This window comes from Enterobacter sp. CPE_E1241 (genome assembly GCF_045618265.1).
In the GTDB taxonomy this organism is placed as follows: Bacteria; Pseudomonadota; Gammaproteobacteria; order Enterobacterales; family Enterobacteriaceae; genus Enterobacter; species Enterobacter adelaidei.
The window spans coordinates 985,792-997,961 of record NZ_JBIWYV010000001.1 but is presented as its reverse complement, the minus strand read 5'-3'; the positions used below and the strand labels follow the sequence as shown (position 1 = coordinate 997,961).

Sequence of the window (12,170 nt, the reverse complement as noted above, 5' to 3'; positions counted from 1 at the left end):
CAGCGAAGTCTTACTTAACCATCTCTTTTTCGATCAGCTGGATCAGGATATGGATCACTTTGATGTGAATTTCCTGAATGCGGTCAGCATAACCGAAGTGCGGAACGCGAATTTCAATATCCGCCGTACCCGCCATTTTACCGCCATCTTTACCGGTCAGGGTGATGACTTTCATCCCTTTTTCGCGCGCGGCAGCAATCGCTTTGATCACGTTACCGGAGTTACCAGAGGTAGAGATACCCAGCAGCACGTCGCCTTCACGTCCGACCGCTTCAACATAGCGGGAGAAGACGTAGTCGTAACCAAAATCGTTGCTCACGCAGGAGATATGGCTCACATCAGAGATCGCAATCGCCGGGTAACCCGGACGGTTTTCGCGATAACGCCCGGTCAACTCTTCTGCGAAGTGCATGGCGTCGCAGTGGGAACCGCCGTTACCGCAAGAGAGCACTTTGCCCCCGGCTTTGAAACTGTCGGCCAGCAGGACCGCCGCGCGCTGAATAGCGTGAATATTGGCATCATCTTTCAGAAAGTTAGCCAGCGTTTCCGCCGCTTCGTTCAGTTCGTTACGAATAAGATCCTGGTACATGAGGATAATCCTTCAGTATTGATGAAATAACACAGTGGAGTGTACCGGATAGCGGGAAAAGCGAGAAGCTAAAGCCATACGAATCGCCCGGCGTTTTGATTTTTTGTGCCGGCTAAAACACGAACAATGTGAACCAGGTTGTAATTATTTTGTAAACACATTGCTAAAAGAATTCACATCAACTACAACCATATCATCACAAGTGGTCAGACCTCCTACAAGCAAGGGAGCTTTTCTTTATGATGATTTTGAGCATTCTCGCAACCGTTGTTCTGCTCGGTGTGTTGTTCTATCACCGTGTAAGTTTATTCCTGAGCAGCCTGATTCTTCTGGCCTGGACGGCTGCGCTTGGCGTCGCAGGTCTCTGGAATATCTGGCTTTTAGTCCCACTCGCTATCATTCTTCTGCCGTTTAACTTTGCCCCGATGCGTAAATCCATGATTTCTGCCCCGGTGTTCAAAGGTTTCCGCAAAGTGATGCCGCCAATGTCGCGTACTGAAAAAGAAGCGATTGATGCGGGCACCACCTGGTGGGAAGGCGACCTGTTCCAGGGTAACCCGGACTGGAAAAAGCTGCATAACTACCCACAGCCACGTCTGACTGCTGAAGAACAGGCCTTTATTGACGGCCCTGTGGAAGAAGCGTGCCGTATGGCAAATGATTTCGCCATCACCCATGAAATGGCCGATCTGCCGCCAGAACTGTGGGCGTACCTGAAAGAACATCGCTTCTTCGCGATGATCATCAAGAAAGAGTACGGTGGTCTGGAATTCTCCGCTTACGCTCAGGCCCGTGTCCTGCAAAAACTGGCTGGCGTCTCTGGGATCCTGGCCATCACTGTCGGCGTACCTAACTCCTTAGGCCCGGGCGAACTGCTGCAACATTACGGTACGGAAGAGCAGAAAGATCACTACCTGCCGCGCCTGGCACGCGGTCTGGAAATCCCTTGCTTCGCGCTGACCAGCCCGGAAGCGGGCTCCGATGCGGGTGCGATCCCGGATACCGGCGTGGTTTGCATGGGTGAATGGCAGGGTGAGCAGGTGCTCGGGATGCGCCTGACCTGGAACAAGCGCTACATCACGCTGGCACCTATCGCCACCGTGCTCGGTCTGGCGTTTAAACTCTCTGACCCGCAGAAACTGCTGGGTGGAGAAGAAGATCTGGGCATTACCTGTGCGCTGATCCCAACTTCTACCCCAGGCGTTGAAATTGGTCGTCGTCACTTCCCGCTGAACGTACCGTTCCAGAACGGTCCAACGCGTGGCCAGGATATCTTTGTACCGATTGATTACATCATCGGTGGCCCGAAAATGGCCGGTCAGGGCTGGCGTATGCTGGTGGAATGTCTGTCTGTAGGTCGCGGTATTACCCTGCCGTCAAACTCCACTGGTGGTCTGAAATCTGTGGCGATGGGGATTGGTGCGTACGCTCACATCCGCCGTCAGTTCAAAATCTCCATCGGCAAGATGGAAGGTATTGAAGAACCGCTGGCACGTATCGCGGGTAACGCCTATGTGATGGATGCTGCCGCCTCCCTGATTACCTACGGCATTATGCTGGGCGAGAAACCAGCTGTACTGTCCGCAATCGTGAAGTACCACTGTACTCACCGTGCGCAGCAGTCGATCATTGACGCGATGGATATCGCGGGCGGTAAAGGCATTATGCTCGGCGAAGGTAACTTCCTCGCCCGTGGTTATCAGGGCGCGCCTATCGCAATCACCGTTGAAGGGGCGAATATTCTGACCCGCAGCATGATGATCTTCGGTCAGGGTGCCATTCGCTGCCATCCATACGTGCTGGAAGAGATGGCCGCTGCGCAGAACAACGACGTAGATGCCTTCGATAAGCTGCTGTTCAAACATATTGGTCATGTGGGTAGCAATAAGATGCGCAGCTTCTGGCTCGGTCTGACGAATGGCCGTACCAGCGCTACGCCAACCGGTGATGCGACGAAACGTTACTATCAACAGTTGAATCGTCTGAGCGCCAACCTGGCTCTGCTGTCTGACGTTTCTATGGCAGTGCTGGGCGGTAGCCTGAAGCGTCGCGAACGTATCTCTGCACGTCTGGGAGATGTGCTGAGTCAGGTGTTCCTGGCCTCTGCGGTCCTGAAACGCTACGACGATGAAGGTCGTCAGGAAGCGGATCTGCCGCTGGTCCACTGGGGCGTACAGGATGCGATGTATCAGGCAGAACAGGCCATTGACGATCTGCTGGCGAACTTCCCGAATCGTTTTGTGGCCGGAGCCCTGCGCGTGGTGATCTTCCCGACCGGTCGTCATCACCAGGCACCATCCGACAAGCTGGATCACAAAGTAGCGAAGATCCTACAGGTTCCGAGCGCAACCCGTTCACGTATCGGTCGTGGTCAGTATCTGGCTCCAACCCCGCATAACCCGGTGGGTCTGCTGGAAGAGGCGCTGCTGGACGTGATGGCTGCCGATCCGATTCATCAGAAGATCTGCAAACAGCTGGGCAAAAACCTGCCGTTTACCCGTCTGGACGAACTGGCAAAACAGGCCCTGGCGGGCGGTATCATCGATAAGGATGAAGCTGCAATCCTGGTGAAAGCTGAAGAGAGCCGTCTGCGCAGTATCAACGTGGATGATTTCGAACCGGATGAGCTGGCGACGCAGCCGGTAAAGCTACCGGAGAAACACCGCAAATCTGAAGCTGCATAAGGCGTTTCGCTTGCACAAACCCCGCCATGCGCGGGGTTTTTTATTGCCACATTTTCTCGTTATGTCGTGCTACAGTGTCAAAAAGTGGTCGTTTGAGGAGTCTGAATTGTGCCTGGTCTGAAGATTTCGATTTTGCAGCAACCGTTAGTGTGGATGGATGGCCCCGCCAACCTGCGTCACTTTGATCGTCAACTGGAAGGTATTACCGGGCGTGATGTGATTGTCCTGCCGGAGATGTTCACCACCGGCTTCGCGATGGAAGCGGCTAAACAGTCGATGCCGCAGGAAGAGGTGGTCGCCTGGATGCATGCCAAAGCGCAGCAGACCAACGCGCTGATCGCGGGCAGCGCCGCTCTGCAAACCGAGCGCGGGCCGGTGAACCGCTTCCTGCTGGTTGAACCAGAAGGGAAAGTGCATTTTTACGACAAACGCCATCTGTTCCGTATGGCGGATGAACATCATCACTATGAAGCCGGAAATGAGCGCGTGGTGTTCGAATGGCGCGGCTGGCGTATTCTGCCGCTGGTCTGCTATGACCTGCGCTTCCCGGTGTGGTCACGCAACCGCAACGATTACGACGTAGCACTGTATGTCGCCAACTGGCCTGCGCCACGCTCCCTCCACTGGCAGTCCCTGCTGGTGGCGCGCGCAATTGAGAACCAGGCATACGTGGTGGGCTGTAACCGCGTGGGGACTGACGGCAACGGGCATCACTATCGTGGCGACAGCCGGGTGGTGAACCCGCAGGGCGAGATCATTGCCACCGCCGAGCCACATCAGGCGACGCGCATTGATGCCGAGCTGTCGCTGACGGCACTGAAGGAGTATCGGGAGAAGTTTCCGGCGTGGCAGGATGCGGATCCGTTTAGTATTGGGTGAAATTTTCCTCTCACCACCGCCCTCTCCCATTGGGAGAGGGCGGATAAAACATTAACTCACTAATGCCTGCCCGTCTTTGCGGCTTTCCGTCGCGGCAACGTAATGCCCTTCCGGCAGACGGTAAATCACCTGCGCACCGCCAAAGTTGTAATCCTGAAGCGGATCTTCTACCACGATCTGATGCCCGCGTTCGCGTAGCGCCGCAATCGTGTTGCGATCGAACGTCGACTCAACGATCACCTCTCTCCCCTGCACCACGCGCCAGCGCGGCGCGTCGATAGCTGCCTGCGGGTTTTGTCCGTGCAGCATAATGCGCAGCGCCATCTGCATGTGCCCCTGCGCCTGCATTGGCCCGCCCATCACGCCGAATGACATCAGCGGCTTGCCGTTACCGTCCATCGCAAAGCCAGGAATGATGGTGTGGAACGGACGCTTGCCGCCCGCCAGCGCGTTCGGGTGATTCGGATCCAGCGAAAAACCACAGCCGCGATTTTGCAGGCTGATCCCCGTGTCCGGCACCACAATCCCAGAGCCAAAGCCCATATAGTTAGACTGAATAAACGAAACCATCATGCCGTTGGCATCCGCTGTGCTGATGTAGACCGTCCCGCTTTGCGTCGGCGAACCATAGACGAAATCAGAGGCGTTATTCTGATCGATAAGCGCTGCACGCGATTTGAGATAGCTATCGCTCAGCAGCGCTTTGGCAGCGAACTCCATGTGCTCTTCATCCGCCACGTAGCGATCAAGATCGGCCAGCGCCAGTTTCATTGCTTCAATAGACAAGTGCAGCGCCTGAACGGAATCCGGGTGGTGTTTTTCGATACCGCACTGCTCCAGAATGCCGAGCGCAATCAGCGTGGCGATCCCCTGCCCGTTTGGCGGCAACTCCTGCACCGAACCGCCCGCAAAATCACGTGACAACAGTTCAACCCAGTCTACACGATGGTTTGCCAGATCGTCGGCGGTAAGATGTGCGCCATGTTCTTTGGCAAAGGCGGCAATTTTCTGCGCCAGCTCGCCGTGATAAAACGCTTCGCCGTTGGTTTTGGCAATCAGCTCCAGCGAGTTTGCCTGCGCCGGGTTACGGAATATTTCGCCAATGCGCGGGGCGCGTCCCTCAGGGGCAAAACACGCACTAAAGCCCGGCTGGTCTTTCAGCTTGTTGTAGCCCCGTTGCCACAGATGACCAATCAGCGGAGAGACCGGAAAACCGTTGCGCGCGTAATCAATCGCAGGCTGTGCCAGGGTGGTCAGCGGCAGCGTGCCAAAGCGTTCCGCCAGTGCGACCCAGCCGGATACCGCGCCCGGCACGGTCACTGCGTCCCAGCCAATTTCCGGCACCGCGGTTTTGCCAGCAAACAGTTCGGCATGCCAGCTGGCAGGTGAGCGGCCCGATGCATTAAGACCGTGGAGCTTTTCCCCATCCCAGACAATGGCAAAGGCATCGCTACCAATACCATTCCCTGTGGGCTCGACTACCGTCAGCGCCATCGCCGTAGCAACGGCCGCGTCGACGGCATTACCGCCCAGTTGTAACATGCGCATCCCCGCCTGTGCCGCCAGCGGCTGCGAGGTAGCAACGGCATTATGCCCCATCATCGGTGGGCGTCGTGAATCATAACCGGATGTGAAATCAAGCGCTTTGGTCATCATGACTCCTTAGTCGTGGCGCGGATCGAGCGCATCGCGCAGCCCGTCGCCGAGTAAATTAAAGCCCTGCACGGCAAGGAAAATCGCCACGCCGGGGAAAACGGACATCCACGGAGCCTGCTCCAGGAAACCTTTCGCGGTATTGAGCATCGAGCCCCAGGACGGATTTGGCGGCTGCTGTCCCAGCCCCAAAAACGACAGGCTGGCTTCGGCGATAATCGCCGAGGCAATCGCCAGCGTGGCCTGCACCAGGATCGGTGACATTACATTCGGCAGGATGTATTTGATGATGATCCAGCGGTCCGGCAGGCCAATCGCCCGCGCACCGTCGATGTACTCTTCGTTGCGGATGGCGATCACCTGCCCGCGCGTCAGGCGGGCGAAGATCGGCATCGCCGAAAGACCGATGGCGATCATGGCGTTGGTCAGGCTCGGGCCCAAAAACGCCCCCAGCGCGATCGCCATGATCAGGAACGGACAGGCCAGTAGCGCCTCGATAACGCGCGAGATCACCCCATCCCACATCTTCTGGAAGTAACCCGCCACCAGCCCCAGCGGAACGCCGATGACAACGGCAATCACCACCGACATACAGCCTGCCATCAGCGAGGTGCGTGCTCCCCAGATAATGCGGGATAAAATGTCGCGCCCCAGCTCGTCGGTGCCGAACCAGTACATCGCCGACGGTGCTTTGCGCACTGCCAGGAAGTTGACTTTGACCGGATCAAACGGCGCAATCCACGGCGCCAGCAGCGCGAGCAACACAAAGAAGCCCACCACCACCGCGCCAATTACTGCGCTTTTATTGGCGAGGAATTTCTTCAGCACCCGGTTCTGCGCGCGCGGCAGTGCAGGCACAACGGTTTGAGTCGTCAGTTCCGCCATGGTTAACCTCGCATTTTCGGGTTGATAAGAACGTAGAGCACGTCGGCCAGCAGGTTGAGCATCAGGAAGCCAATCGCCACGATCAGCACCACACCCTGCACCACCGCGTAGTCACGGTTAAATACCGAGTCGACGATCATCTTGCCGAAGCCCGGAATAGTGAAGACCTGCTCGGTCAGCACCGCGCCGCCCAGCAGCTCGCCGAACAGCAGCGTGGTGAGGGTAATTACCGGCACCAGCGCGTTGCGAAACGCGTGCTTCAGGATCACCGCCTTAGGCAGCAGCCCCTTAGCCCGCGCGGTACGGATGTAATCTGCTTTCAGGACCGCAATCATCGAGGCGCGGGTGTGGCGCATCAGCGTCGCCGCCAGGCCGGTTCCGAGCACGGACGCGGGCAGTAGAAGCGTGCGCAGGTTCTGGAGAGGATCTTCACTGAACGGTACGTAGCCAGACGCGGGTAGCCACTGCAGGTTTACCGAGAAGACCAGAATCAGCAGGATCCCCAGCCAGAAGTGCGGTATTGAGATCCCCGAGATCGCCACAAAGTTCGCCCCATGATCGACCCAGCTGTTTTTGTTCACCGCCGCAAGGATCCCCATGCTGATGCCAAACACCAGCGCGATAATCATCGCCAGTAGCGACAACTCCAGCGTCACCGGCAACTTGCTGGCAATCAGCTGCGTCACCGGCTCGTGCGTGCGTAAGGAGACGCCCAGATCGCCCTGCAGCGCACGCGTCAGCCAGTTAAAATACTGCACGGGGATTGGCGCATCGAGGTTCAGCTCCGCACGCAGCTGGGCGATGACTGCCGGATCGCGCTCCTCGCCGGCCATGGCAATCAGCGGGTCGCCGGGCAGCAGCTTTTGTAGCCCGAAGACCATCATGCTCACCAGCAGCAGGGTTGGTATAGCCAGCAGCAGACGTTTGCAAATCAGTTCCAGCATGGGTTCTCCTCAGGACGTTTATTTCGCCAGCGTCAAACCGGCCAGACGCACGATGCCGTCCGGGTACGGCTTAAAGCCCTGCACGCTTTTGTTCAGGCCAAAAATGCGCGGCTCGAAGTAGAGGTAGGCAATCGGCATATCGGTTTGCAGTTGCTTCACCACTTTCTCGTACAACGGCTGGCGTGCGGCCTGATCGGTGCTCTGACGCGCCTGAGTCAACCATTCATCTACCTGAGCATTACTGTAACGGCCGTCGTTTAAAGTGCCTTTGCTGTTAATGAAGCCAAAGATGCTGCCATCCGGATCGGGACGACCGGACCAGCCGGAGAAGCTCAACTGATAGTCACCGTTCTGCTGGCGATCGAGCAGCGTGGCGAATTCAGTCATCTGCAGGTTCAGGTTAAAGCCCGCCTCAGCGACCATCGCCTGCAGCACCTGACCGACCTGCTGCGATGTTGGGTTGTTCGGCACCAGCAGGTTGACGGTCAGCGGCGTGGTGACGCCTGCCGCTTTCAGCAGCGCTTTGGCTTTGTCGACATCGCGCGGTGGTACCGGCAGGTTGACGTGATACGGGCTCACCGTTGAAAACGCCTGGTTGGCTGGCGAATACAGCCCTTCAAAGACCACCTGGTTTAGCGCATCGCGGTCAATTGCCTGAGAAAACGCCTCACGCACGCGGGCGTCCTTGAACGGATCGTTCGCTGGCACCTTCCCGTTATTAATGTTGAAGGTAATGCCCTGATAACCCAGACCGGTGACCTTCGCCAGCGCCAGCTTGCTGTCAGCTTCCACAGTCTTCACGTCGCTGGCGGCGATGCCTTCAGTCAAGTCGAGATCGCCCGCGCGCAGGTTCGCGAGGCGCACGGAGGCATCCGGGATCGGCAGATAGATAATTTTGTCGAAGTGGTAGGCGTCTTTGTTCCAGTAGTTGTCGAAACGCGTCAGGACGATGCGGTCCTGCGACACGCGGCTGTCGAATTTATACGGACCGGAACAGACGGGATGCGCGGCAAAATCCGGTTTTTTTGCCGCTTCGGGTGCCATCATCGCGCCCGCGCGGTCGGTGAGTTGCATCAGCAGCGCGGCGTCCGGCGTTTTCAGGTGCAGGGCAATCTGCATCGGGCCAGTGACTTCAACGGACTCCACGGAGGAAATCTCGCTTTTACGCAGGGAGCCTTTTAAGGTCAGGGCACGGTCGAGGTTGTATTTTGCGGCGGCAGCATCGAATTTCTCACCGTCGTGGAAGGTGACGCCCTCACGCAAATTCAGGGTTAGAGTTTTACCGTCGTCGCTCCACGCCCAGTCTTTCGCCAGACCGGGGATAACCTTCAGGTTTTCATCCACGTCCACCAGCCTGTCGCACAGGGAGGCAAACACGAAGCGGCCATAGTAGGTGCGCGCCAGATGCGGGTCGAGCATGTCCGGGTCAGCGCCCAGACCAATTCGCAGCACGCTTTCAGAATGGGCGGGCAGCGCCGCGCCGAGCAACATGACACTTCCCAGTACGGTCAAAAGAGAATTACGCATTGTCATTATCATGAGTTCCTTGAAGGAAGGGAGGAGTGAGATGCCGCGTGTTCAAACAGCGCGCGGCGGCGCAGAAAGGCAGCAGATGGCGGAGCAATCTGGATAACGCTGCGATCGCGATTAATGTCCTGCCAGCGATGGCAGGCCACCTGACGTCCACCGTCCAGTACCTGATTTATCGGTTCAACCTGGCGGCATTCGTCGGTGACGTACGGGCAGCGGGTGTGGAAACGACAGCCGGACGGGGGGCTAGCCGGGTTCGGCAAATCCCCCTGCAGCAGCGGCGCGTCACGTTCAACGCCTGGCTGCATCTGCGGCGCAGAGGCGATAAGTGCCTGGGTATAGGGGTGCAGCGGCGCATCAAAAATTTCGTCAACAGTCGCAAGCTCGACGATTTGCCCAAGATACATCACCGCCACGCGGTCGCTCATGTGGCGGATAACGGCCAGGCCGTGGGCGACAATCACCATCGTCAGCCCCAGCTGGTGCTTCAGGCTTTCGAGCAGGTTCACCACCTGCGCCTGAACGGACACATCCAGCGCGGATACCGGCTCATCACCCAGCAGCAGCTTCGGTCCCGAGGCCAGCGCGCGCGCAATGCCGATACGCTGGCGCTGCCCGCCGGAAAACTCGTGCGGATAGCGCCCGGCCCAGGCGGCAGGCAAACCTACGGTTTTAAGAAGCTCCGCGACGCGGTACTGACGGTCCGCTTTCTTCATGTTATGGTGCAGCCACAGCGGTTCACCGACGATCTGCTCCACCGTCATGCGCGGGTTCAGCGAGGCGAAGGGATCCTGAAAGATAATCTGCAGCTCGCGCCGGAGCTGATTCAGACGAGCACCCGAGGCATGCGTGATCTCCTCCCCCTGGTAAAACACACGCCCTTCACTGGCGGCCAGCAAACGCAGCAGCAGACGACCGAGTGTAGATTTACCGGAACCAGACTCACCCACAATCGCCAGCGTTTCCCCCGGCATAACGGAAAGTGAAACGCGATCGACTGCCGTGACAAACTTCGCCGGGGTAAACAGTTTTTTCGGGCCGGGGAAGAGCTTGCTCAGGTCACGGGCTTCAAGAATGGGCGTAGTCATGCAATTTCTCCCAGGGCAATGTGTTGCTCCAGCGGCACGCGGAAGCAGGCAACCTGATGACCCGCGCCGAGCGTATTGAGCGAAGGTTTTTCATCATGGCAGCGTGACTGCGCAAACGGGCAACGGGTAGCGAAACGGCAGCCTTTCGGCATAAATTCTGGCAGTGGCACCGAGCCTGGAATGGTGGAGAGCTGCCCCTTACGTGCCCCAAGAGAAGGAATCGACCCCATCAGGCCGATAGTGTACGGATGCTGCGGATCGGCAAAGATGGCCTCAACGCTCCCCTGCTCTACCACCTGACCGGCATACATCACCGCCACCTGCTGGGCGACTTCTGCCACCACACCTAAATCGTGAGTGATCATCAGGACCGCCGTGCCGGTCTCTTCTTTGAGGGTGTTCAGCAAGGTGAGAATTTGCGCCTGGATCGTCACGTCAAGGGCTGTGGTCGGTTCATCGGCAATCAGCAGTTTCGGGTGGTTAATCAGCGCCATCGCAATCATCACGCGCTGGCGCATTCCGCCGGAAAGCTGGTGGGGATATGCTTTCAGGCGCATCTCTGCCCCCGGGATCTGTACCTTCTCGAGGATCTGCAGCGCGACATTCATCGCCTCTGCGCGCGAGACACTCTGGTGTCGCATGACCGCTTCGCTAAGCTGGTCCCCCAGCGTAAACGCCGGATTGAGCGAGGTCATCGGCTCCTGGAAAATCATCGCCAGTTCGCTGCCACGCAGGTCAGCGTATTCCCGAGGCGAAAGCTTGCGGAGATTGTGACGGCGAAACTGCATCTCACCGCTGACGATCTGCGCGCTGGCGGGCAGTAACCCCATTAGCGCCAGTGAGGTGATACTTTTTCCGCATCCAGACTCTCCCACCAGCGCCAGCGTTTCGCCCGCTTTAATTATCAGTGAAATACCATCAAGGACGCTCACAGACGAGCCGGCGAATTTAACGTTGAGATTATGCAGGTTCAGTACAGGCGCAGTGTCCTTAAACGGGATCGTCGTCATAGCGTGAAGTCGTCCTCAAGGTGGATAGCGTGGATCAGGGCGGTTTGCAGGCTGAGCAGGTGTTCGCGCATGGCGGCCGCGGCCTCATTAGGCTGGCGATGGATAATCGCAGACATGATCTTGTGATGGTGGTCGTTGTAGCTATCGACGCGTTCGGGGGTGCGGGCTAATTCGCGCAGATGCTGCCAGCCCGGTTCACGTCTGACGGCATCAATGGCATCAAACAGGCCGAGCATCAGGCGATTACCCGCAGCTTCCGCAATCGCCCGGTGAAAGGCGCTGTCCCACAGTTCGTTGAGATCGCGGTCATCCGGGCTGACCTTATCAATGCGTTCCAGCATGCGCTGCATCAGCGCGAGGTTTTCCCTGGTGGCACGCAGTGCCGCAAGCCGGGCTAAGCCGGGTTCAAGCTGCAGACGAGCTTCCATCACTTCCAGAAGGTTGGTTTGCTGAACCAATCCCTGAAGGGCCAGCGGTTCAACCGGGGCAGCTGGACCGATAAAAGTCCCTTTACCCTGTTTACGCCAGATGCACCCCTCTTCTTCCAGCACATCCAGCGCACGACGAACTTCACGTCGTCCTACGCCGAGAGTTTCCGATAGCTCACGTTCTGTGGGCAGCGGAGTGCCTGGTGTTGACTCGTGCTGGTTGATTAACCCGCGCAGTTGTTCAAGCGCGGTGCTGGAATTTGCCAGAAACCGTGACGGTTTTTCCATATTGGTTCGCTCGCTTTCATCATTACTTTATTTTTATTAACGATAAGTTATTGATATGAAATGAAGCTTATCGTGCTAATGATTAAGCAATAACCAAACCAATATTCAATTGGTTCAGGTGTTTTTTGGAAAGCGAGTGATAAGAGGATGATTTTTCGTGATTTATATTTACAAAGTGACACATTCCGACAG

At 57.3% G+C, this 12,170-nt stretch carries 10 protein-coding genes; 2 read left to right on the top strand and 8 right to left on the bottom strand.

The features are described from left to right. Positions 1 to 10: 10 nt before the first annotated feature. Positions 11 to 589, bottom strand: a complete 579-nt coding sequence (gene lpcA, locus ACJ9Y9_RS04785; RefSeq protein ID WP_028017728.1) for a D-sedoheptulose 7-phosphate isomerase — start codon at positions 587 to 589, stop codon at positions 11 to 13. Between the two features lie 239 nt (positions 590 to 828). On the opposite strand from lpcA, the gene fadE reads away from it, so the two are divergent. Next, positions 829 to 3,273: an acyl-CoA dehydrogenase FadE gene (gene fadE, locus ACJ9Y9_RS04780; protein ID WP_028017729.1), complete on the top strand. Its 2,445-nt coding sequence runs from the start codon at positions 829 to 831 to the stop codon at positions 3,271 to 3,273. A 108-nt stretch (positions 3,274 to 3,381) separates the two neighbouring features. Next, positions 3,382 to 4,152 carry an amidohydrolase gene (locus ACJ9Y9_RS04775; protein WP_028017730.1) on the top strand — a complete coding sequence of 257 codons (771 nt, stop codon included), beginning with the start codon at positions 3,382 to 3,384 and terminating at the stop codon, positions 4,150 to 4,152. A gap of 51 nt (positions 4,153 to 4,203) precedes the next feature. On the opposite strand, the gene ACJ9Y9_RS04770 is transcribed toward ACJ9Y9_RS04775, so the two are convergent. From ACJ9Y9_RS04770 to ACJ9Y9_RS04740, 7 genes are read right to left on the bottom strand one after another with little or no spacing between them, the layout of a single operon-like run. Further along, complete coding sequence (locus tag ACJ9Y9_RS04770; RefSeq protein ID WP_028017731.1) at positions 4,204 to 5,805, bottom strand: gamma-glutamyltransferase family protein; 1,602 nt, start codon at positions 5,803 to 5,805, stop codon at positions 4,204 to 4,206. Between the two features lie 9 nt (positions 5,806 to 5,814). Further along, complete coding sequence (locus ACJ9Y9_RS04765; RefSeq protein WP_028017732.1) at positions 5,815 to 6,690, bottom strand: ABC transporter permease; 876 nt, start codon at positions 6,688 to 6,690, stop codon at positions 5,815 to 5,817. A gap of 2 nt (positions 6,691 to 6,692) precedes the next feature. After that, complete coding sequence (locus ACJ9Y9_RS04760; RefSeq protein ID WP_028017733.1) at positions 6,693 to 7,634, bottom strand: ABC transporter permease; 942 nt, start codon at positions 7,632 to 7,634, stop codon at positions 6,693 to 6,695. An 18-nt stretch (positions 7,635 to 7,652) separates the two neighbouring features. After that, entirely contained in the window at positions 7,653 to 9,167 is a 1,515-nt protein-coding gene (locus ACJ9Y9_RS04755; protein ID WP_028017734.1) for an ABC transporter substrate-binding protein, read from the bottom strand. A gap of 2 nt (positions 9,168 to 9,169) precedes the next feature. Next, positions 9,170 to 10,252: an ABC transporter ATP-binding protein gene (locus tag ACJ9Y9_RS04750; RefSeq protein WP_028017735.1), complete on the bottom strand. Its 1,083-nt coding sequence runs from the start codon at positions 10,250 to 10,252 to the stop codon at positions 9,170 to 9,172. Next, complete coding sequence (locus ACJ9Y9_RS04745; protein WP_028017736.1) at positions 10,249 to 11,262, bottom strand: ABC transporter ATP-binding protein; 1,014 nt, start codon at positions 11,260 to 11,262, stop codon at positions 10,249 to 10,251. The genes ACJ9Y9_RS04750 and ACJ9Y9_RS04745 overlap by 4 nt, the downstream gene beginning before the upstream one ends. Beyond that, complete coding sequence (locus ACJ9Y9_RS04740) at positions 11,259 to 11,978, bottom strand: FadR/GntR family transcriptional regulator (protein WP_028017737.1); 720 nt, start codon at positions 11,976 to 11,978, stop codon at positions 11,259 to 11,261. The genes ACJ9Y9_RS04745 and ACJ9Y9_RS04740 overlap by 4 nt, the downstream gene beginning before the upstream one ends. Positions 11,979 to 12,170: the final 192 nt, after the last annotated feature.

Excerpts from the sequence above, each read along its gene's own strand:
- lpcA (WP_028017728.1), bottom strand. The coding sequence starts at position 589 with ATGTACCAGGATCTTATTCGTAACGAACTGAACGAAGCGGCGGAAACG.
- fadE (WP_028017729.1), top strand. The coding sequence starts at position 829 with ATGATGATTTTGAGCATTCTCGCAACCGTTGTTCTGCTCGGTGTGTTG.
- ACJ9Y9_RS04770 (WP_028017731.1), bottom strand. The coding sequence starts at position 5,805 with ATGACCAAAGCGCTTGATTTCACATCCGGTTATGATTCACGACGCCCA.
- ACJ9Y9_RS04765 (WP_028017732.1), bottom strand. The coding sequence starts at position 6,690 with ATGGCGGAACTGACGACTCAAACCGTTGTGCCTGCACTGCCGCGCGCG.
- ACJ9Y9_RS04760 (WP_028017733.1), bottom strand. The coding sequence starts at position 7,634 with ATGCTGGAACTGATTTGCAAACGTCTGCTGCTGGCTATACCAACCCTG.
- ACJ9Y9_RS04755 (WP_028017734.1), bottom strand. The coding sequence starts at position 9,167 with ATGACAATGCGTAATTCTCTTTTGACCGTACTGGGAAGTGTCATGTTG.
- ACJ9Y9_RS04750 (WP_028017735.1), bottom strand. The coding sequence starts at position 10,252 with ATGACTACGCCCATTCTTGAAGCCCGTGACCTGAGCAAGCTCTTCCCC.
- ACJ9Y9_RS04745 (WP_028017736.1), bottom strand. The coding sequence starts at position 11,262 with ATGACGACGATCCCGTTTAAGGACACTGCGCCTGTACTGAACCTGCAT.
- ACJ9Y9_RS04740 (WP_028017737.1), bottom strand. The coding sequence starts at position 11,978 with ATGGAAAAACCGTCACGGTTTCTGGCAAATTCCAGCACCGCGCTTGAA.